This is a genomic window from Alteromonas halophila, from assembly GCF_014651815.1.
GTDB lineage: Bacteria > Pseudomonadota > Gammaproteobacteria > Enterobacterales > Alteromonadaceae > Alteromonas > Alteromonas halophila.
Genome location: NZ_BMXP01000005.1, coordinates 70,309 through 92,377 on the forward strand (window position 1 = coordinate 70,309; position 22,069 = coordinate 92,377).

16 protein-coding genes are annotated in these 22,069 nt (G+C 53.4%); 10 read left to right on the forward strand and 6 right to left on the reverse strand.

The window, feature by feature from the left end; translation table 11 throughout:
- Window positions 1–27: 27 nt before the first annotated feature.
- The gene (locus IE054_RS11200; protein WP_189406478.1) at window positions 28–4,377 is read left to right on the forward strand and encodes an alpha-1,6-glucosidase domain-containing protein; all 4,350 of its coding nucleotides are present in this window, start codon (window positions 28–30) and stop codon (window positions 4,375–4,377) included.
- A 563-nt stretch (window positions 4,378–4,940) separates the two neighbouring features.
- Here IE054_RS11200 and IE054_RS11205 read toward each other — a convergent pair.
- Window positions 4,941–5,759, reverse strand: coding sequence for a hypothetical protein (locus IE054_RS11205; RefSeq protein ID WP_189406479.1), 819 nt, complete (start codon window positions 5,757–5,759; stop codon window positions 4,941–4,943).
- A 423-nt stretch (window positions 5,760–6,182) separates the two neighbouring features.
- Here IE054_RS11205 and IE054_RS11210 point away from each other — a divergent pair, with 423 nt between their 5' ends.
- The gene (locus IE054_RS11210; RefSeq protein ID WP_189406481.1) at window positions 6,183–7,019 is read left to right on the forward strand and encodes a patatin-like phospholipase family protein; all 837 of its coding nucleotides are present in this window, start codon (window positions 6,183–6,185) and stop codon (window positions 7,017–7,019) included.
- Here the strand turns inward: IE054_RS11210 and hutG are convergent.
- Together hutG and hutI are read right to left on the reverse strand one after the other, a co-directional pair.
- Window positions 7,016–7,957, reverse strand: a complete 942-nt coding sequence (hutG, locus tag IE054_RS11215) for a formimidoylglutamase (protein WP_189406482.1) — start codon at window positions 7,955–7,957, stop codon at window positions 7,016–7,018. The two genes, IE054_RS11210 and hutG, sit on opposite strands and share 4 nt — an antisense overlap.
- Entirely contained in the window at window positions 7,947–9,149 is a 1,203-nt protein-coding gene (gene hutI / locus IE054_RS11220; RefSeq protein WP_189406484.1) for an imidazolonepropionase, read from the reverse strand. Before hutI ends, hutG begins: the two co-directional genes overlap by 11 nt.
- Before the next feature lie 109 nt (window positions 9,150–9,258).
- Between hutI and hutC the strand changes: the two genes are divergently transcribed.
- From hutC to hutH, 3 genes are read left to right on the forward strand one after another with little or no spacing between them, the layout of a single operon-like run.
- The gene (gene hutC, locus IE054_RS11225; RefSeq protein WP_189406486.1) at window positions 9,259–9,984 is read left to right on the forward strand and encodes a histidine utilization transcriptional repressor HutC; all 726 of its coding nucleotides are present in this window, start codon (window positions 9,259–9,261) and stop codon (window positions 9,982–9,984) included.
- Complete coding sequence (gene hutU, locus IE054_RS11230) at window positions 9,981–11,651, forward strand: urocanate hydratase (protein WP_189406488.1); 1,671 nt, start codon at window positions 9,981–9,983, stop codon at window positions 11,649–11,651. The genes hutC and hutU overlap by 4 nt, the downstream gene beginning before the upstream one ends.
- A gap of 4 nt (window positions 11,652–11,655) precedes the next feature.
- Window positions 11,656–13,197 (forward strand): histidine ammonia-lyase, encoded by a 1,542-nt coding sequence (gene hutH, locus IE054_RS11235; protein ID WP_189406491.1) that lies wholly within the window; start codon window positions 11,656–11,658, stop codon window positions 13,195–13,197.
- A 38-nt stretch (window positions 13,198–13,235) separates the two neighbouring features.
- Here the strand turns inward: hutH and IE054_RS11240 are convergent, their stop codons facing one another.
- From IE054_RS11240 to IE054_RS11250, 3 genes are read right to left on the reverse strand one after another with little or no spacing between them, the layout of a single operon-like run.
- A complete protein-coding gene (locus IE054_RS11240) occupies window positions 13,236–14,531 on the reverse strand; it encodes a M24 family metallopeptidase (RefSeq protein WP_189406493.1) in 1,296 nt (431 codons plus the stop codon).
- Window positions 14,532–14,543: 12 nt separating this feature from the next.
- The gene (locus IE054_RS11245; RefSeq protein ID WP_189406494.1) at window positions 14,544–16,157 is read right to left on the reverse strand and encodes a hypothetical protein; all 1,614 of its coding nucleotides are present in this window, start codon (window positions 16,155–16,157) and stop codon (window positions 14,544–14,546) included.
- On the reverse strand, window positions 16,157–17,932 hold the full coding sequence (locus IE054_RS11250) for an SGNH/GDSL hydrolase family protein (protein ID WP_189406495.1): 1,776 nt from the start codon (window positions 17,930–17,932) through the stop codon (window positions 16,157–16,159). Before IE054_RS11250 ends, IE054_RS11245 begins: the two co-directional genes overlap by 1 nt.
- A gap of 154 nt (window positions 17,933–18,086) precedes the next feature.
- On the opposite strand from IE054_RS11250, the gene IE054_RS11255 reads away from it, so the two are divergent.
- The 5 genes from IE054_RS11255 (at window position 18,087) to IE054_RS11275 (ending at window position 22,038) form a co-directional block, all read left to right on the forward strand.
- Window positions 18,087–19,922: a carbamoyltransferase family protein gene (locus tag IE054_RS11255; protein ID WP_229805105.1), complete on the forward strand. Its 1,836-nt coding sequence runs from the start codon at window positions 18,087–18,089 to the stop codon at window positions 19,920–19,922.
- Window positions 19,922–20,347 carry an SxtJ family membrane protein gene (locus tag IE054_RS11260; protein WP_189406500.1) on the forward strand — a complete coding sequence of 142 codons (426 nt, stop codon included), beginning with the start codon at window positions 19,922–19,924 and terminating at the stop codon, window positions 20,345–20,347. The genes IE054_RS11255 and IE054_RS11260 overlap by 1 nt, the downstream gene beginning before the upstream one ends.
- 1 nt (window position 20,348) lies before the next feature.
- Window positions 20,349–20,501: a DUF5989 family protein gene (locus IE054_RS11265; protein ID WP_189406502.1), complete on the forward strand. Its 153-nt coding sequence runs from the start codon at window positions 20,349–20,351 to the stop codon at window positions 20,499–20,501.
- Between the two features lies 1 nt (window position 20,502).
- Window positions 20,503–21,015 carry an RNA methyltransferase gene (locus IE054_RS11270; protein ID WP_189406504.1) on the forward strand — a complete coding sequence of 171 codons (513 nt, stop codon included), beginning with the start codon at window positions 20,503–20,505 and terminating at the stop codon, window positions 21,013–21,015.
- A 171-nt stretch (window positions 21,016–21,186) separates the two neighbouring features.
- The gene (locus IE054_RS11275) at window positions 21,187–22,038 is read left to right on the forward strand and encodes a PEP-CTERM/exosortase system-associated acyltransferase (RefSeq protein ID WP_189406506.1); all 852 of its coding nucleotides are present in this window, start codon (window positions 21,187–21,189) and stop codon (window positions 22,036–22,038) included.
- Window positions 22,039–22,069 lie beyond the last annotated feature (31 nt).

Below are 22,069 nucleotides of genomic sequence, written 5' to 3' on the forward strand. Positions count from 1 at the left end.
GCGAATACGACACAGGAGCATCAACCTATGTTTAGTGTAAAACGGGTGCTGGCGATGATTTCGCTGGTACTGAGTCTACTAGTGATCACTGGCTGTGGCGGTAGCAGTGATGTGGAATCGGGCACCAGCGCCTTGCTGGTCTGTAGCGTACCTAATGTACCTAATGAAGCCGGTGACGACTGTGTACCACCGCCGCCGATTGAGTGCGATCCTCCGACCGTACCGAATGAAGCCAATGATGCCTGCGTTGTTGGCGCTGATCCAAACGCACCGGACCCTGTGTTCTTTCCCGGTGAAAATCAGGCCGTACTGTATTACAACCGTGCAGCAGTGGATGCCGACAATGTCCCGAATGACCCGGCCTATGACGGCTGGCGACTGCATACCTGGAACAATGACACCTGTGATGCGTTCGCCGATCCTGACACTGACTGGGCAAGCGGCCGAACGCCATCAGGCATTGATCCCAACTATGGTGCGTACTGGGTTCTGGATCTCAAGGAAGGCTACGACGATTGCCATAACTTTATCATCCATATCGGCACCGAAGATGCCGGTAAAGAAATGGGCGGTTTCGATTATACTGCACCACTGAATCAGGATGATCCGCGCTTTACACGCATGAACTTCACCTTTTCTGGTGTTGAAAATGTGTTTGAGTTTCCCATTGTTTCCTTAGGCCCACAGCCGGTTTCTATTGAAGGTTTTGGTGCGCACTGGTTAGATGCCAATACCCTGTTGTGGGATGTGCCGTCAGAAGTCAGCTACGTGCAGTTGCATCATGCCGCAGATGCGGGCCTTGAAGCAACGCTGGAAGAGGGCCTCAATGGCACTGCCATTGAACTGGAAATGGCGGAACTGACAGAAGAGCAACAGGCTATTGCGCCCCACCTGTCAGGCTTGATGGCCTGGTACGGTGACTGGTCAGCTGAAGATGCCAAGGCTGTGTTACGCGGGCAGGCGGTACTGGGCGGCTATAACGCCGACGGCACCCTGATTGCGGCAACCGGTATTCAAACAGCCAATGCCATTGATCAGCTTTACACAGCTGGTGAGGACGATGCCGATGAAGCCATGCTGGGTCCAGTGTATACCGACAGTGGCATTACGGCGGCAGTCTGGGCGCCAACCGCAAAATCGGTGCGTTTACTGACCTTTAACGACAATAAAACCGAGGCGAATAGCTTCGATATGATCCGTAACGACGCATCCGGCGTGTGGACGTATGAAGGCGATATGTCGCTGGATCGCGTGTTATACCGGTATGAAGTTACCGTGTATCACCCCATCACAGACACGGTTGAAACGCTGGAAGTGACCGATCCGTATTCGGTGTCGCTGTCGACCAACGGACGTTTCTCGCGGTTCGTAAACTTAAACGATGATGATCTTAAGCCTGAAGGATGGGTTGACCACAGCATTCCTGCAGTAAGCAATCCGGAAGATGCCGTCATTTACGAAGGCCATATCCGTGACTTCAGTGCCCGTGATATGTCGACCTCGGAAGAAAATCGCGGTAAATATCTGGCCTTCACCGAAGAAGGCACGGCACCTGTCATGCACCTGCAGAAGCTGGTTGATGCGGGCGTCAATTACTTCCACATTCTGCCGGCGAACGACATCGCCACCATCGATGAGGACCCGCGCAATACCATTGATCTGTACGATACCGTGGCAGACTTATGTCGCCTCAATGCAGACGCGGCAGTGTGTGAGGAAGCGGATGCCGGTGAGCGCCTGATTGACGTATTCAATGGCTATGATCCACTGGCTGAAGCAGCAAAAGCACAGCAACTGACCAATGATCTGCGCAATGTCGATACCTTTAACTGGGGCTACGATCCGCACCACTTCAACGCACCGGAAGGCAGTTATGCATCCAGCGCTGAAGGTGTGGAGCGAATCATTGAAATGCGCGCCATGATCCAGGCATTGCATGAAATGGGTCTGCGCGTTGCGCTGGACGTGGTTTATAACCACACCAATGCCTCTGGCGTGTTCCCTAAATCAGTGCTGGACAAGGTTGTGCCCGGTTATTATCACCGCTATACCATTGAGACCGGTGACATTGTTCGCGAAACCTGTTGTGACGATACGGAACCGCGTAACGCCATGATGGAAAAACTGATGCACGATTCACTGGTAATGTGGGCTGAGCAGTATAAGTATGACTCGTTCCGCTTCGACATTATGAGTCAGGCCAGTAAAGACACCATGCTGCGTTTACGTGAAGCCGTTCAGGCCATTGACCCGGATAACTACTTCTACGGCGAAGGCTGGACCAAGAATGTTGAAAGCTATGGTGCGTATGAGCAGGCCAATCAGCTAAACATGGCCGGTACAGAAATTGGTACGTTTAACGATCGGCTGCGTGAGGCGGTGCGTCAGGGCGAAATCTTTAATCCTGACAGCGACGGCATACTGGGTGCACAGGACCGGGTTAAGGTCGGCATGATTGGTACCCTCACAGACTACGTGCTGGAAACCTCCGGTGGCACGGCTACCACCACCAGCTCACTGGGTGGCTACGCAGAAGATCCGGCAGACATCATTAACTATGTGTCAAAACATGATAATGAAACGCTGTGGGATCAGTTTAATTACGCGTTGCCAATGGACTTAACCCTGGCCGAGCGGGTACGGGCGCAGAATATCGGGATCAGTATTCCGATCATGTCGCAGGGCATTCCGTTTTTGCAGATGGGCGGTGACATGCTGCGCTCTAAGTCGATGGACCGTAACAGCTATGACTCAGGTGACTGGTTCAACTACGTAGACTTTACCTATCAGACCAACAACTGGAATGTTGGCCTGCCTCCGGCGCAGGACAATGAAGCGCGCTGGGAGGAAATGGGTGAGTTTATTTACTCACCTGAGCGTGCTGCCTCTATGACCGACATTGAGTTTGCCTCGGCAGTCTTCGGTGAGTATGTGTCGATTCGCCGCGACAGTCCGCTGTTCAGACTGACAACCGGACAGGCGATTATCGACCGTGTTGGCTTTCACAACATTGGTCGTCGTCAGCAGCCGGGTCTGATTGCCATGAGCATTGATGATGGTGTGTCGCCGGATTCTGAGACGACGCTCGACGATCTGGACCCCATGAACGATGCCATTATGGTGGTGGTCAACAGCGGCTATGAAGAAAAGTCTATCACGGTGAACACTGCGACGGGTTTTGAGCTTCATATGACCCACATGAACTCGGTAGATCCCACCGTACGTGGCGCCTTCTTTACTGAAGGCTCCGGCGATGACGAAGGCAATGGCACCTTTACCGTGCCGGCGCTGACCATGGCGGTATTTGTTAAGCCGCAGATGGGCATGCAGGGCTATGGCCTGTCAGCGTACGCAACGTCAGGTGCGCCGGACGTTGTGCCCTATGGTGACACCACCGTCTACCTGCGTGGCGGCATGAATGACTGGGGCACTACCGATCCGATGACCTATCAGGGCTCAGGTGTGTATCAGGTAGCAGTTCCTCTGACTGCAGCAACAGCCTATGAGTTTAAAGTGGCCTCTGAAGACTGGTCTACCGTGAACTTAGGCGCGCAAGATGGTGAGTCACAGACGGTAATTGAAGATGAAGAAAAAGTGCTGGCACCCAGCAACAACAACCTTATCTTCACACCATCGGTGGATGCGACCTACCTGTTTACCGTCGATGCTACCGATACTGGCGCACCAATTCTGAGCGTAGTAAACGAAGAGCCGTACGTGGGTACACCAGTTTATGTTCGCGGTGGCTTTAACGGCTGGGGCACAGACAATGAGCTGACCTACGATGGCGGACGCCTGTACTCTGCGTCGGTGGATCTAGATGTTGGCAGTTATGAGTTTAAGGTAGCCTCGGAAGACTGGTCGACCGTAAACTTAGGCGCTGTCAGTGGTGACAACGCAGACAGAGTTGTGACGCTGGGTGAAGATACTTTCCTGGCAACCAGCGACAATAACCTGCTGATCGACATCGAAAGTAACGAAGGCTATGTCTTCATCTTTGATGTGACAACGCTGGACGAGCCTAAGCTTCGTGTGTTCAAAGAAGAGTTCTTTGGCGATACACCGGTCTACCTGCGCGGTGGCATGAACGGCTGGGGCACGGATAACCCGCTGGTCTACCAGGGCAGTGGTGTGTACACCGTCGATATCGACTTAGGCGGCGGTTCGACGGAGTTCAAGGTCGCCTCGGAAGACTGGTCAACGGTCAACCTTGGTAGTCCGGATGGTGCGGCTAGCAACGAGGTGATGCTGGATGTGCCAAAAGGTCTTGCTCCCAGCAACAATAACCTGTTGCTTGATGTCGCCGCAGGTACCTATGAATTCCGGGTTGAAGGGCCGGATGCCGGAGCGCCGGTCATCACCGTAACGGAAAAATAACCCGTTCCTGAAGTAAGTCAAAAGCCGCGGAAACGCGGCTTTTTTTTCCTGTCATCCAGCTTCCTGGGTTTTTGTGCAGCTACGACGACGTCATGTACGCGAAAGCAAGGGTCTCTATCGTGCCAGGTGAGGACGTTGATAGTCTGATTTCACAGGCGACAGATAAGGCTAACAGGCGTGTGTTACTGACAAGCTGGGATCAGTGTGCTGATGCTCAGCTTAAGCGACGAAAATGAATCGTAGTGGTAATCAGAAGCGGGCTGCCAACGCCGTATCAGCGGTAAGCCGGCGTGAGTAACATAGTGCATGGCTCGCAGAGCGGATGTATTCGACGGACATCTCGCGGGTTTAACAGCGGTCTTGTCTCATTTGATTCGTATTAGGGTATGCCTGATTGGTTCTCGCATCGAAGCAAATACCGTAAGTGAGATGGCTAGCACCGAATAGGAGAGCACAAACGTGTGGGCTAAACAGCCCACACCATCTGGTTTCCGGAGCACATAGCGTAAACGGACGGCGTCGCCAGCACCCAGAGTACTGCTGAGTTAGTGAAATTGCGGGAATTAAACCAGTTGTACTTTTCGCCGCACTCCCGCCTTCCGGCGAATTGTCAGTAAAGCGATGATGCCTATTCCAAACAGTGACAAGGAACCCGGCGTCGGCACTCTGGTGACCTGGACTAACGCATTGGTAAGGTCATAACCCGCAACAAAAGGAACGCCATTGGCGTCCGGTGCGACGGTATGGACCGTCCCACACGTCGCACCGTTTACACATGGCGCGCCGTTTGAGTTGTTATTGATCAGGCTTGATGTCAGCGTTGATCCCCCTGGCAAATCATTAATTGAATCAAATATAAAATTTAAATCAGTCGTAGGCAGAAAATTCCCAGCCCCAAATACGCCTGAACCATCGAACGGGGCTAACAGTATTCCTTCAAACGGATCATCGCCGATAGTACCCGGCGAGTTCAGGTTATAGTTCAGGGTAAAAAACATATCGATAAGAAAGCTTGGAACCCCAAACGCAAAATCAGTCAGATCGGTCAGATCATGCGAGATTGTAAAGTTAGTTACAGTCCCATAGCTAGCTCCACCGTCGAACATGCCATTGAACGTCGCCGAAGCTTTGGTGATCTCATTTTGCCCTGCTGAAAACGAATTGTTCAGAAAGTCAACATCCTGCTTAAACGGAAATGAACTTAAGTAGCCGTCGCCATTAAGATCCTCACCAGTAAATGAGCCCGTTACACTTCCGCCATTTGAAAATCCTCCTATTGAAAATTTAAAGGTCATCAGCCCCGCTTGCGCAGGAGAGGCCAGGCCCAACGCTCCTGCAACAACAGATACTATCAGTAGCTTATTCTTTTGTAGTTTCCGCATCTAATCTATCTCCATGATGTAAAAAATTGCCGAGAGCAAAATCATTGAAACTGCACATAAGAACAATGTTAACCACATTTGCTGTATAAATTTTAAGCAATGTTTATTCCGTAAATAAAATACGCTTAGAAACAAGGTGTTGTTCTCCGTAAATTGATTACAGAAAAAGTAGTGTTAAATAAACCGACAGTCCGTCGGATTGAAATTCCGTTCACCTTACACCGAACTCGCTCCATGAGATTTTTTGTATTAAGCGCCCGTATTGCATACTCAACAGGCGATAAAAAATGCACTGAGCTATGTGGCCAGACAGGACGCTTAATAAATTAATCAATTTCTCGCATCCGGCAGTAAAAAGGTAAAACTGCATTGAAATAGTGAAATTATAGTTACGCGTAACCGATTTGACGGAGGGAAAGTGTCATGAAAAAAGCCCTGGTTGTCGAAGGGGGAGCCATGCGGGGCATTTTTGCTGCGGGTGTGCTGGATGGCTTCTTAAAGCGGGACATGATGGACTTTGACCTTGCTGTCGGCGTGTCGGCCGGAGCCACCAACCTTGCCACCTACATCACGCAGGCGCAGGGCTTAAGCCGGACGATTATTTCTGAGTATGCCACCCGGCGCGAATTCTTCAGCCCGCTACGGTTTATTCGCGGCGGCCATATGACCGATGTTCACTGGCTGTGGCAGCAGTGCAAAAATGCTTTACCGTCGCACTGCAGAGCGCCGGTGGACACCATTCCTTTGCACGTGGGGATCACCAATGTTGATACCGGTGACTGCGAGTACCATCGGGTGTCGAATGACAATATCGATGACTTAATGGTGGCATCCTGCGCCATCCCTACCGCCTACCGTGAGCAACCGGTGATTGACGGGAAACGCTATACTGACGGTGGAGTAGCCGATCCCATTCCGGCTCAAAAAGCTTATGCCATGGGCGCGCGGGATATTACCGTGGTGCTTTCGCAACCTTTAAGCTTTGCCAAGCCGGATATTCGCTCAGCCTGGCTGCTCGAGCGCTTGTACGGGCGTCAGCCGCAGTTAATGCAGGCCATCTTAAATCGCGCGGATGTGTACAATCACACCCGTGAGTGGCTGGAATCACCGCCAAAGGACTGCAGCGTGACGGTGATTGCACCGGATGAGGCCTTTCGTGTGCGACGCCTGACCATGCATAGGCGTAAACTGGCACTGGGTTACCGGTCCGGTTTGACGGCGGCGCGCCGGTTCCTGCGCGGGCAACAATACGCCGCTTAAGTGCCTGAAGGCATCGAGCGGGCCAGTTCAAAACCCATTCGTGCTGCCAGTCGTGAGGTTTTGTGGTCTTTGTCAAAACTTGGGTTAAGTTCGGCAATATCTGACAGACGCCAGTTAATGCGCCGGTTTGTCACTTCAACCCCCAGCCAGCGTAAAAACATCACCACTTCTGAGGCCGGAATGCCTAATGCTGCCGGCGCGCTCACTCCTGGTGCTGACGCAGCAGGAAACGCATCCATACACACCGTGACATACAGCTCATCAATCTCATCGAGCATACTACTGACCAGCGTCGCGGCGCGATCGGCACTGAAACGAAAATCCCGTAATACGCGGGTGCCTGATGCTTTGGCATAATCGAGTAATGCTGTGGTATTGGCAGCTTCAGACACGCCCAGACAGGCGTAATGAAAAGGCTGGCTGTTTGCCTCACACCACCTGGCAATTTGCCGGAACGGGGTGCCTGAAGAGGTCACCGTGTCGCAGGGGCGCAAATCCAGGTGGGCATCCAGATTGATAATGCCGATCCGCGCATCAGGGCGGGCCTTCTTAAGGCCCTGCCAGCTGCCCCAGGCGATATCGTGGCCACCGCCAAGACCAATGACTCTGGCTCCCTGGTTAAGATATCTGTCCACCGCATCGGCGAAATGCTGCTGTGTCGTCGCAAGATCATCCGCAATATCACTGTCGCCGCTGTCAATCAGATTGCCGGTTAACTGCCAGGGCAGGGACGCCAGCGACTGGCGCAGTGCGTTCGGGCCGCCAGATGCACCGGGCCGCCCCTTATTGGCGATAACCCCGGCATCATTGGGGTAGCCAATCAGAACCGTATCACCCTGACTCGCTTTGTTATCGAAGCTGACCCGCTGATGCCAGCGGTGACCGGCTTCGCCATCTTCACTGTCGATACGCCCGTTCCAGAGATCTTTAAATGACATGCTTACCTCCACTGATGACCTGGGTTGGCCGGTAGCCGTTAATCTCGTACACCAGCGAAGCAGGCGAGGGAATGGCCCACAAGGTGAGATCCGCCCGTTTTCCGGTATCGATGACACCGCGATCGGTAAGTCCTAACGCCGCTGCTGCATGCACGGTCATGCCGCGGATAACTTCTTCAGTGGTCATGGCAAACAGAACGCTGGCCATATTGGCGCTGGTCAGCAATGAGGCAACCGGCGATGTGCCCGGATTGATGTCAGTGGCAACGGCCATTCGAACCCCGGCATCGCGTAATGCCTGTATTGGCGGCTCTTGCGTTTCTTTCAGGTAATAAAAGGCGCCGGGCAGGATCACGGCGACGGTACCGGCCTGCCTGAGCGCGTCAATGTCATCGCTATGCAGGTACTCAAGGTGGTCCACCGACAACGCCTGATACTGCGCGGCGAGGCGCGCGCCCTTGCTGTCGCTGAGCTGCTCCACATGGCCTTTAACTGGCAGTCCGGCCTGTTTGGCGGCCGTAAATACGCGTTCAGTCTGCGCAAGGGTAAAGCCGACATTTTCACAGAACACATCAACGGCGTCGGCCAGGCCCTCAGAAGCAATCTGTGGGATCATGGTATTGCAGACAAAATCGATATAGGCATCTGCATCAGTGTCACAGTCAGGTGGCATAGCATGGGCACCCAGATAGGTTTTTTTGACAGTGATCCCAAACTCCCGGGCCAGCGCATCTGCCACGCGCAGTTGCCTGCGTTCGGTCTCTGTGTCCAGCCCATAGCCTGATTTTACCTCAATGGTGGTCACGCCTTCTTCGACCAGGCGAGCGACCCGGCGTGCGGACTGGCTTCGCAGTTCATCTTCGCTGGTTGCACGGGTGTCACGTACTGTGCGTTTTATGCCGCCGCCTTCCTGACTGATTTGCTGGTAGCTTACGCCTTCCAGACGACGGGCAAATTCATCGGCGCGATCGCCGCCATACACGATGTGGGTATGACAGTCGATAAACCCCGGCAACAGCCACTGGCCTTTCGCATCGATATGCGTCTCAGTGCCTGTGGTTGTTAAATTATGACCAATTTCGGTGATTACACCGTCACGTACCCGCACAGAATTTGCCTCAAGCTCGCCAAATGGCGCCTCAATGGCCTGCATTGACGCGATTCGTGCATGGGTGATGAGCATCTCTGACATACGCGCTCCTTAATGTCTTTGTGGCAGTCTACTTATCTATACTTGTATATACAAGCTGAAGGGCGTAAAGTCCGTTTCATTATTACGCAGCTGATCCGGACGGGGTTTCATGCAGGCACGATTTGTCACCATTAAAGCAGCGCTGCTCGATGATATCGAGACAGGACGACTGCGCGCAGGAGAAAAAGTGCCCTCAGAAAACCAGCTGGCACAACGCTTCAGTGTCAGCCGCATGACCGCGCGACGGGCGCTGACCGAGCTGGTGGATGAAGGGATCCTGGCCCGTACCCAGGGGGTAGGGACGTTTGTCTCTGACAACCGGCCCATGAGTTCGATGCTGACAATCCGCGGTATTCAGGAAGAGATCCATGCCCGGGGCCATCAGCATCAGTGCGAGGTCCTGACACAACAGACCATACCGGCAACGGCAACAGTGGCACAGTGGTTAGGGGTCGCCATTGATACTCCGGTGTATTACACCCTTATCGTCCACGCTGACAATGCACAGCCTGTTCAGCTGGAGGCCCGCTGGGTGAACCCGCAGTGGGCGCCTGACTACCTGAAACAGGACTTTACCCGTCTGACCGCCAATCAGTATCTCAATAAGGTTGCGCCGCTGACTGAGGCCGACCATATCGTCGAAGCCGTAATGCCTGACAGTGATACTGCAACACATTTACACATTAAGGCCGCTGAGCCCTGTCTGAAAATCAGCCGCCGTACGTTTTCAGCCCGGGGCGTGGTGAGCTTTGCCACCCTTATACATCCGGGCAACCGCTACCGTCTGGGCGATCATATTGCCTTTGACAGCCGACATAACGGAGACACCCTATGACCCGACACGATCCCAACCGTAGAATCCGTGCACCGCACGGCAGCACGCTCAATACCCTAAGCTGGCAGACAGAAGCGCCACTGCGTATGTTAATGAATAACCTTGACCCGGACGTGGCCGAACATCCCGAGTCACTGGTTGTGTATGGCGGAATTGGCCGTGCGGCCCGCAACTGGGCATCGTATGATGCCATTGTGGATGTCCTTAAACGACTGAAAAATACCGAGACCCTGCTGGTCCAGTCCGGTAAGCCGGTAGGCGTATTTCCAACCCACGAAAATGCGCCACGGGTATTGATTGCCAACTCTAATTTGGTGCCGCACTGGGCGAACTGGGAGCACTTTAACGAGCTTGATCGCAAGGGACTGATGATGTACGGCCAGATGACCGCAGGCTCCTGGATCTATATTGGCTCACAAGGAATTGTGCAGGGCACCTACGAAACCTTTGTTAGTGTCGCCAAAACCCACTTTGATGGCAAAGCCGAGGGTCGCTGGATCCTGACCGGTGGCCTGGGCGGCATGGGTGGTGCACAGCCGCTGGCCGCGACCATGGCAGGGTTTTCCATGATTGCGGTGGAAGTGGATGAAAGCCGTATCGATTTTCGTCTGCGCACCGGGTACGTCGATAAAAAGGCGACCAGTGTTGATGAAGCCCTTGCCATGCTGGCTGAGGCTAAACAGCAGGGCAAGGCAATTTCTGTCGGCCTGCTGGGTAACGCCGCTGAGGTGTTTCCGGAATTACTTGCCCGCGATGTAATCCCTGATGTGGTCACCGACCAGACCAGTGCGCATGACCCGCTGAATGGCTATCTGCCGAAAGGCTGGTCAATGGATAAAGCGAAACTGGAACGTGAACGCGATGAGCGTGGTGTGGTGAAAGCCGCCAAGCAGTCAATGGCACTGCAGGTCAGTGCCATGCTGGGCTTTCAGGAGAAGGGCGCGGCAACACTGGATTACGGCAATAATATCCGTCAGATGGCGATGGAAGAGGGCGTGGAGAAGGCCTTCGACTTCCCCGGTTTTGTGCCTAAATACATTCGCCCGCTGTTTTGTCAGGGTATTGGCCCGTTTCGCTGGGTAGCCCTGTCCGGCGATCCCGAAGATATATACAGGACCGATGAAAAAGTGAAGGAACTTATCCCGGATAATCCACACCTTCACAACTGGCTGGATATGGCCTGTGAACGCATTTCCTTCCAGGGCCTGCCTGCACGGATTTGCTGGGTTGGGCTGGGCGAACGTCAGAAGCTCGGTCTGGCTTTTAATGAGATGGTACGCAGTGGTGAGCTTTCTGCGCCGGTGGTGATCGGACGTGATCACCTGGACTCAGGCTCAGTGGCGTCGCCTAACCGGGAAACCGAATCCATGAAAGACGGCTCTGACGCGGTATCAGACTGGCCACTGCTAAACGCCATGCTAAATACGGCAGGCGGCGCGACCTGGGTATCCTTACATCACGGTGGTGGTGTGGGTATGGGCTTTAGTCAGCATTCCGGTGTCGTGATCGTGTGTGACGGCAGCGACGAAGCCGATGAACGGATCGCCCGTGTACTGCATAACGATCCGGCAACCGGCGTCATGCGCCATGCAGATGCAGGGTACGATATCGCCCGCGACTGTGCCAGAGCAAACAAGCTTGATTTACCCATGCTAGATGAGGAGTAATAGCATGAGCGAAATGTTTACTATCACACCGGGCCAGCTAAGTCTGGATGATTGCCGTCGTTTTTTCAGAGCGCATCAGAGCATCGCGCTGAATGATGAGGCGTATACCGCAATGCAGCAGTCTGCTGACACGGTGAGTGAGGTGCTAAGCCAGGGACGTACGGTGTACGGCATTAATACCGGCTTTGGCCTGCTGGCCAATACCCGCATCGAAGAAGACGAACTGGAGTTACTGCAGCGCAGTATTGTCCTGTCCCATGCGGCCGGCATTGGCGAATTTATGCAGCCTTCTACGGTGCGTCTGCTGATGCTGCTAAAAATCAACTCGCTGTCCCGCGGCTTTTCCGGGATCCGCCCTGAGGTAGTAGATGCACTGATCACCTTGTTTAATGCCGAGGTGTGGCCGGCTATCCCACAAAAAGGCTCAGTGGGCGCCTCAGGCGATCTTGCGCCTCTGGCACATATGAGTGCGGTATTGCTGGGTGAAGGCGAAGTACTGATAGAAGGCAAGCGGGCAAGCGCTGCACAAGGCCTTAAACAGGCTGGTTTGTCTCCCATTGCGCTGGCACCTAAAGAGGGCCTGGCGTTGTTAAATGGCACGCAGGCCTCTACCGCGTTTGCGCTGGAAGGCCTGTTTAAAGCTGAAAATGCACTGCTCAGCACACTGGCAGTGGGGGCGCTGAGTGTGGAAGCCGCCCTGGGCTCACGGGTTCCGTTCGATGCGCGGATCCACGCAGTACGCGGTCATCAGTCGCAAAGTGACATCGCCAAAGGGTTTCGTGATTTGCTCAAAGAATCTGAGATTGGCCACTCACACGCAGGCTGCGAAAAAGTGCAGGATCCCTATTCACTTCGCTGTCAGCCGCAGGTACTGGGCGCGTGTCTGCAGCAATGCCGGTATGCCATGCAAACGCTTATCACCGAAGTTAACGGTGTGTCGGATAATCCGCTGGTATTTGCGGATGATAAAGACATTTTGTCTGGCGGAAATTTCCATGCTGAAGCAGTGGCCATGGCCTCGGATATGCTGGCCATTGCGCTTTCTGAAATCGGGGCGCTGGCAGAGCGACGTATGGCGCTGCTGATTGATACAAACCTGAGCGGACTGCCGCCGTTTCTGGTTGAAAATGGCGGGGTCAACTCTGGCTTTATGATTGCTCAGGTTACCTCGGCGGCGCTGGCCAGTGAAAATAAAACGCTGGCTCATCCTGCCAGTATTGATTCTTTGCCTACGTCAGCGAACCAGGAAGATCATGTGTCGATGGCGACGTTTGCCGGACGTCGCTTAGGCGATATCTATGACAATGTTGCGGGGATCCTGGCCATTGAATGGCTGGCCGCTGCGCAGGGCATTGATTTCAGACAGCCACTGGCAACCAGTGAACCGCTTAAACGTGTGCACGCACTGCTGCGGGGCGCTGTTTCGTTTTACGATAAGGATCGCTACTTTGCCCCGGATATTGAAAAAGCCACTGCGCTGATAAGCAATCACAGCCTCGCTGATCTGGTCAGCGAGTTACTGGAAAATGACCTGCTTAGCGAGTAAGCACAGACGACAGCTGAAGCGGCCAGCGGCCGCTTTTTTTATTCGTCGCTGCCGATAAGGATCAGAGACTGTTGCGGCGCGGTGAGAAAACGGGCGCCCTGTTCGTCAATTACCACCATTTCCTCAACCGAAATGGTCTTGGTTTGCTGCTCATCGCTGCCCGGATAGTACCAGCTGTAAAACCCATCAAACGCAAAGGTCATGCCTGTGTCCAGTTTACGTTCTGATGTGGCCCTGACACCCAGGTTAGGCCCGGTATCGTGGGCAACATAGCCTACCGGGTGGCCGGTACTCCACATTACCGGTAGTGACCCAGCGTCATCCATGACTGCCAGCTGCGCCTGATGTACCTCACGGCCGGTCGCACCTGCTTTCATTGCGTCAAACGCTGCACGGTTGCCAGCAATGGCACTGTCCCACGCATGCTGTATGTGCGCAGGCGCAGCAGTTTCACCAGGCTGCAGCACATAGGCAAAGCGCTGGATATCCGTCACCCAGCGATCATAGACCCGGATCCCAAAGTCAATCTGAATGACATCGCCTGGCTGAATAACGCGGTTAGTTGGGTGGGAATGACCGCGGTCTGGCCCGGAATTAACAGCCGGGTTTTGTGACGGTGCCCAGCCGTCCTGAACACCGGCCTCAGCAATGCGTGCTTTAAGAAAGTCGGCGATATCTTTGTCTGTGGTTTTTCCGGGCTCTACCATCTGGTAGGCCTGATATTGCCAGTTCGAGGTTATCGTCGCCGCCTCTGCCATGATCGCGACTTCTTCAGGCAGCTTGCGCGATAACCATTCATAAATTAGCGGCTCGGCGGCAGTAAGTTGTTGTTGCTGACCGGGACTCAGTGCGTTGTTCAGTGCCATGAACTGAGAATGACTTAAGCCGTCAGCCTGAGGATTCTGGGAAAAAGAATTTACTGCAATGGCGCTGGTGGACTGGCTGGCTAACCATTCGGCAGCCTGATTGATAGCTGAGTCGCTGCGTGCCACATCTGTCACGGTATCGTAGGTGCCTAACTCTTTCAATGCTGTGGATTCACTGACCGGTGAAAAGATTAGCGATGTTACACCGTTCTCTTTGGCACTGAAAATAACCACAGCAGTGCCTCCGGCATTTTCACAGCCTACATGGGCGGCGATAGGATCGTTATCATTTTCCCGGCACACAATTAGCCAGTGTGAAACGCCTGCACGTTGCATGGCATCAGGCAATAAGGTTTCAATCCGCTGCTGGCGGATCTCAGGCCAGGGCGAGGCCCCTGAAAATGGTTGATCGCTGGCATTAGCAGTACCGCTTAAAGCAAAGGTCATCAGGAGTGAGTTGAGTAGCATAATTGTTCCTTGTTAGCGCTTCAGGTGTTGCCTGAGCTGTGTAGTCCGGGTTGAAAGGTGCGGTGACACGGCGCCGGCACGCAGCGCCCGCTCGTAGTAAAAAAGGGCATCAGCCTTATCGCCCCGCCGGTAGCTGTTGTCTCCAGCCTGCTCATTGTAAAGGGCGTGGTGAGGCAGGGCGTCGGCCATCAGGCGTAATACTTTCGCGGCTTTCGCGGAATCATTGCGTTTCATGTAGCCAGCATATAATTGCTGCATCATTTCCAGCCAGTTGATACGCTTTTTAAAATACGCCTGGCCGAGTGACTGTTGCCAGTCAGCCGGCGAGGAAAGCACAACCGGTTGCGGCGTAGCACTAAAGGGGAAATCGGCTTTCAATGCCTGGATCTGTGCGTAGCCGTTATACTCCTCAGCCACGGTTACTGGGCGTTGTTGCCACGCAAGGCTGGTGTCGATCTGATGCTGCGGTGCGGCATCAAAATAGGTCACAAGAGACTGATAGAACGCATCGGACAGTATAAAATAACCAGGCAGGTTAGGGTGCAGGTGTTCCAGCATCAGCGAATTCCCGACAATGCCATCCTGGCTTCGGGCTTTCAGTGCCTGATGACTGTCAACGAGCTGAACATTGCTGTGGGTGTCACTGAGGGTACGGATAATGTCATTCATGGCGGACGGGGCACGAAAGCGTAACAAGTCCCGGTCTTTTGCTTCGGTGAGTGTTTGCCTGGCTTCCATGTGCTGCCCGTCGGCCAACAGCGTATGCCCTTCGTGGTAAAGCTCACTGGCATTGTCTGGCGTAGTCGCTGAAGCGAAGGGGGGCTGATCTCTGACATTACTGGCTATGGTGCTCAAAAAAACCGGAATGCCTGCGCTGGTGTAGGTATCGACAATCTGCGCCAGATTGCGCTCAAACTGCGACAGTCCCTGATAATATCGCTGGGAATAAAGGGGAATGGCTGTATCACTGGCCACCTGCGACATAAATGTTCGCGAACTGGACACCGCATCTTCAGGCATGCCGCCAAGGAGTTGCTGCAGCATATCGACCAGGGCAAGGTGAGCGACGGTCAGATACGCGCGGGTCAGCCATTGTCCGCCGATGCGGTACGCTGAGCCCGCGCCGAAAATGCCCAGGTATTCATTATGGCCGGTATAAATAAGGATCCCGTCAGGCTGTTGTGCAATAATCTCATCGGCAAAATCAAGTAACAGATAGGTATTGATTGCCGACATGGCGGTGTTGACGACCTCGACATGCCGCTTGGGAAATGTCTGGCGTAGTCGTCGCTCCAGCATACCCGCAGGCGATGCGCCGAGTCCGTATGGAAAGCCGGCCGCCGTCGATCCGCCCGCGACGAAAAGTCGCAATCCGTTTTCAGGTTTGTCTGCCAGAAAAAAATTGGCCTCCATGGTGACGCGCGGTGTGCCGCCTTCGGGAAAATACCGTGATAATACATCGGGTCTGGGCAGGATATAGTCAGGATGCGACGGGTTAGCAATGAACAGCGGCATTGATTTACCGTACCCCGCCAGGCGCAGGCCGCCTTCCAGTGCGCCCAGTACCAAAACCGGTATAGACAGGGTGATAACAAAAAAGATCCAGCGACGCCGAGCAGTAGCCATTAATTTTTAGATACCTGTTGTAAGTAGTAAGCCGGACGGTTGTCACCGGGGAATTGCTGTTTTGCTTCAGTGAGCACCGCTATCGCCTTTGTGCGACGACCAAATTTATACAGCGCTTCGGCCAGCGTGAGTTGCGGATTAATGTCAGAAGCATTAAGGGCCACCGCCCGTCGCGCGAAATAGACAGCTTCCCCGAAACGCTCACTTTTTAGCGATAACTGACTGGCCACATGGGCTGCTTTACCGTCAAAGGGGAGGGCCGTGGCCAGCGTATTGGCAACAGTTGCTGCGTTATGCCACTGTTGCCGCCGTTGAGACAGCGTTAGCAGGTGCGGTTGTTGCGTAATCCAGGGTTCACCCTGATAGCGGTTAACCGCCATCGCCTCAGTCTGAGACTGCGGTGACGGTAACTTGAACACTTCTGGGGTGTCGGTAAACGGGTAGTCAGAGGTCAGCGCGGCGATTTTGTAGCTGGCATAAAGACTGTCGATCGCGGTCAGAGGTCGCTGCTGCCAGGCAACCTGTTGGGAAATGCGGTTGGTCGAAACAGGCAACAGACCGGTATCTTCGAGTACCTCATAAAAACGCTGGGCCACAATAAAATAGCCACGTTCATTCGGATGAAGGTGCTCGAGCATGTGCTGGCGGCCAATGCTTCGCGTATCGCTGTCATGGCGTAGTGCGGCAGCACTGTCTACCAGATAAACGCCGCTGGCCTGACTGAACTGTTTAATAAGCGCATTAAACCGCGACGGTGCACGAAAACGCAGCAAATCGCGATCCATAGCCTGGATATAATTCTGGTGCGCGGCGTCCGGATCGCTGTCAGCCTGTGTATTTGCAAGCATATAATACAACTTTGCCGAATCGGGAAACTGTTGAATGGCCTGTTTAATCGTTTCTGTCGATGGTAACGCTGGTAACTGCAGACCCGGTGTCGGGGAGGATTTGAACGGCGGCTGATCTGCTTCATTCGCAGCGAGGGTTGAGAGCAGCACGGGTATATTGCTTTGTCTGAATGTGCGCAATACCGCGGTCATGTTGTCGGTAAACTGTTTAATGCCCTGATGATATACGTCTGAGTCCAGGGCAATAGCCCGGTCTCTGGCCAGCGTCGCCATGACGGTTCGTCCTGCTGAGGACGTGTCTGCGCCCGCTGACGCTGCCTGAGCGGGAGCCAGTGCGCGTTGCAGTACCTGAAACAACCGGAATTCATTCAGTGCAAGAAATGCCAGATTAGCCATATGCCCACCGGTTGTCGCGCCTGCGCCCATGATCCCGAGGTATTCATTATGGCCAGCGTAAATAAGTACGGCATCAGGTTGGATAGCCGCGACCTCGTCGGCAATATCACGCAGGGTATAACTGTTGACACTGGAGAGGGCCACCGACAGTACTTCGATATCCCGGTCAGGGTAGGACGCCTGTACACGTTGCTGCAGCAATCCTGCTGGTGAACCAAAGCGGCCATACGGAAAACCGGCCGCGGTAGAGCCGCCCATTACCACCAGACGTAGGGTGTTGGCTGGTTTTTGCTGTTTAAAAAAGTACGTATCCGGACTTACATTGGGGGCTTGAGAGCCCTGATGCACGAAGCGCTTAACCAGATCAGGGTTGGGCTTGAGATAGCCCGGCTGCGAGGCATTGACAAACAGCGGGTATTCGCTGCCGACGCCTGTCAGACGTAATGTTATCTCTGCGCCAGCCAAAAACAATAGCGGTATACAAACCATAATACTGGCAAATGTCAGAGTCCTGAGGCGGGAGTTGGTCATCACTGCATCATCGTAGCCGCGTCACGTTACGTTAAGGAACCAGCCTGACAAATACAAGCTGGATACGTATGCATCGTGAGACTGCTGGTTTTTCCTTCGTTGATTAAGGTATGCTCACCCAAGCGGTTAAAAATAACATAACAACAACATTCTCATGATGCGAATTATTTTAGGGATTTCAGCCTTCTATCATGACAGCGCGGCAGCCCTGATCATCGACGGGAACATTGTTGCAGCGGTGCAACAGGAACGTTTCTCGCGTCTGAAACATGATCCGGGATTTCCGGCAGATGCCGTGCGTTACTGTCTTAAAACCGCTGACTGCCAGCTCGACGACGTCGATGCTATCGTCTTCTATGATAAGCCTTTGCTCAAATTTGAGCGCTTGTTAGAGACGTTTCTGGTGAGAGCGCCGTTTGGTTTTACTGGCTTTGTGCGTGCTATGCCGGTCTGGCTGAAAGAAAAGTTGTATTTAAAACATTTGTTGCGCAAAGAATTGCGGGCATTGTCCGGGTCTGCAAACACGCAGACACGCCGTTTTCCCCTGTTATTTACTGAACATCACCAGAGTCATGCTGCGTCTGCGTATTATCCGTCACCGTTTCACCACGCCATCGTTATTTGCCTGGATGGGGTGGGTGAATGGACCACTACCTCGGTATGGGAGGGCAAAGGTAATACCCTTACGGCGCTCAGCGAACTGCATTTCCCTCACTCGCTGGGTTTACTGTATTCCGCCTTTACCTTCTATTGTGGCTTTAAAGTAAATAGCGGCGAATACAAATTAATGGGACTGGCACCTTATGGCAGTCCAAAGTATGCCGATCTTATCCGCACGCACCTGATTGATAGTAAGGCAGATGGCAGCTTTCGCCTGGATCTCAGGTATTTTGATTATGAAACTGGCAGAAGAATGACCAGCCAGCGTTTTCATGATCTGTTTGGGCGCGGCCCCTGGCCACAGGATAAGGAACCTGATCAGATGTGCATGGATCTGGCCAGTTCCATTCAAATGGTCATAGAAGAGGTGGTACTGAACATCGCCCGGTATGCGAGATCGCGGGTGAAGACTGGCAATCTGTGTCTGGCTGGAGGCGTGGCCCTTAATTGTGTAGCGAATGGCAAACTGCGCGAAGCGGCTATTTTCGACAATATCTGGGTTCAGCCGGCTGCCGGCGATGCCGGCGGCGCGCTGGGGGCTGCGCTGGCTGCCTGGTACAGTCAGTCGGACGTGGCAGAGAAACCGGCCGCCGATACGATGCAGGCTGCCTGTCTGGGCCCCGCCTATTCGGACGCTGACATTTGCCAGGCGATGACAGAGTGGGCAGTGAACGGTGAGCGTCTGGACGATGACAAACTAAGCACCGTGGTGGCCAGCTATCTGGCTGACAACCACGTGGTCGGCTGGTATCAGGGAAGAGCAGAATACGGTCCGCGGGCGCTCGGTAACCGCTCCATTCTGGGCAATCCTGCCAGCGAAACCATGCAACGGGTAATGAATGTTAAAATTAAGCAGCGGGAGTCCTTCAGGCCCTTCGCGCCGGCCATCAGGCTGGAGCGGCTGGGGGATTACTTTGATACACAGGCGGACAGCCCCTATATGCTTGATGTTGCGAGGTTATTGCCACGTCATTGCTATACCGTGTCGGCCTCGGAGGGGCTGGATAAAGTAAATGACAAACGCTCTGCCATTCCTGCCGTGACGCATCTGGACTACAGCGCCAGAGTACAAACCGTAACCAGCAATGATAATCCCCGATTCTATGCATTATTGTGTGCATTTGAGGCACAGACCGGACTACCAGTGTTAATCAATACCTCGTTTAATGTGCGTGGCGAACCTCCGGTTCTGACGCCGGCCGATGCGATTCGCTGTTTCCTTGCTACAGAGATGGATTATCTGGTACTCGGTAACTACCTGCTTGATCGGCGCACTGCCAGTGCCAGGGCCATTCAACGGGCCCGGCAAACCACGTTTGAGAAAGACTAATGGGATCGTCTGTATGGCTGCCTGTTGCCGATAAACAGGACTCGACGACACTGCGACATTTCGGTTTGGGCATGAGTCTGATGATATTGCTGGTGTTCGCGCTATTGCTGCCGTGGTTAATGAGTGCAGAAAGACCGGTATGGCCATTGCCCGTTGCGACAGGATTACTGATATTTGCAGTTTGCCTGCCACGTTTACTGTATTATCCTTACCGCGCCTGGATGGTCATCGCAAGTCTGCTGAATGCCGTGAACACCCGGCTTATTATGTTTATTGCGTATTTCGGTATGATCGTACCAATTGGACTGGTATTGCGGTTGATGGGCAAAACACCGTATGCCCGCAGGCCGGATGCCCGACTGGAAAGTTACTGGAAGGCGCGCACGTCTTCGCCACAACCGAATAACCTGAAGGAGCCATTCTGATATGCTGGAGTTTATACAGGATCTCTGGGCTTTTTTGCGCGTCAGAAAAAAATTGTGGCTGATGCCTATTATTGTCGTCCTTGCGTTACTCGGTGCGCTGGTTATCGCAACCCAGCAGTCATCGCTCGCAACCTTTATTTATACTTTGTTTTAATATGAAAATGCCAAAACAGCAGGTCTCACTGGGCCTGCTTAATCCAAAGTCCGCCGTTAATGTGGCCTCTGTACTGCGTGCCGGCGGTTGCTATGGTGTCAGCAGTGTGATGTACACGGGCCAGCGGTTTGGCTATGCCAAAGAGTTCAATGCTGACACAAAAGCGTTCCACCGCATTATCCCTACCATTGGTGTAGATGACTTATTAAGCGTGACACCTGCCGGTGCAAAACGTGTTGCCATTGAACTGGTGGAAGGTGCCACGCCGTTACCCAATTACACGCACCCTGAAAATGTTTTTTACCTGTTTGGGCCGGAAGATGGGAGCCTCTCTCAGGACATTCTGGCGGCGTGCGATGACATTGTTTATATTCCCACTTACAGCTGTATGAACCTTGCGGCGACCGCTAATGTCGTGCTGTATGACAGGCTTAGTAAACGCGGATTTAATGCCGGTGACGAGCTGATCAGGGCGAGTCGCGATAACAACAATAATACCGCCCGACTGATCTAACCTGAACTTTTTTTGTAAAAATTACAAAATTAGCCCAAGGTTTAGTTTACTCTGCCGATAACTTCAGGCATGGTGATCGCAAATCGAACAGGCCGCTAAGAGCCTGGCGATCCAAACTCACACGGAGGGTGATAACTTACAAAAAATCTTCGCGACAAACAGGGGTTTGGGGTGAAAAAACGTTTTCTGAACACTATCAACCGGGTGCGTCAGGCACCATGGTTATCCAGGTTGCTGCGCAGACGCAAGGCGCCTTCTCAAAAGACATCAATAGACGTACTCGTTGACGACTTTTTCAATCATTTTGATGTTGCTATAGCAAATTCAGCGCAAAGTAAAAGCCGGTGTTATAAAACCCGTCATGATGTGTACTGCAGCGAGATGGGCTACGAGCCTGAGCGTGCGGATGGCATGGAACATGACGAGTTTGATGCGTATTCTGTCAGTTGCCATATCACGCATAAGCAGTCAGGTGAATGTGCCGGTACCATTCGCGTGGTGTTACCGCGCACGACGGATCAGGTGCTGCCGATGGAGCAGGGTTGCCAGTCAGCCATGCCTGAGGGTTCACTGACACCGGATAATTTCCAGAGGACCGACATTGCCGAAGTGTCACGACTGGCGGTACCCGCCCGCTTCAGACGTCCACTAAGGCCCGCGGCGAAACTCGATAGTGCGCACAATCAGTCACGCTGTTCGTCTTTGCTGTCGGTTGCGCTGTATCTGATGGCGACCAATGTCAGCCTGCATCATAATATACGGCAGGTTTACGTGATGATGGAACCGCGTCTGGCGCGCAGTATGTCGTTCATGGGTATTCGTTTCAGTCAGTTGGGTGACGTCATTGAATATCATGGCAAACGGGCAGCATTCTCAATCGTGCCTGAACAGCTGGTGGCGGAAGTATCACCGGCAATGCGTGGCTTTCAGCAGGCATTACAGGCACGCATGAACTGGCCAGCTCTGGTGCAGGTCAGTGATACTGCAACGAATCAGCCTGCAACGCACCGCCGTGCGGCCTGAGCGCTCGCGTTTTTAAACGCCGTATAGCAAT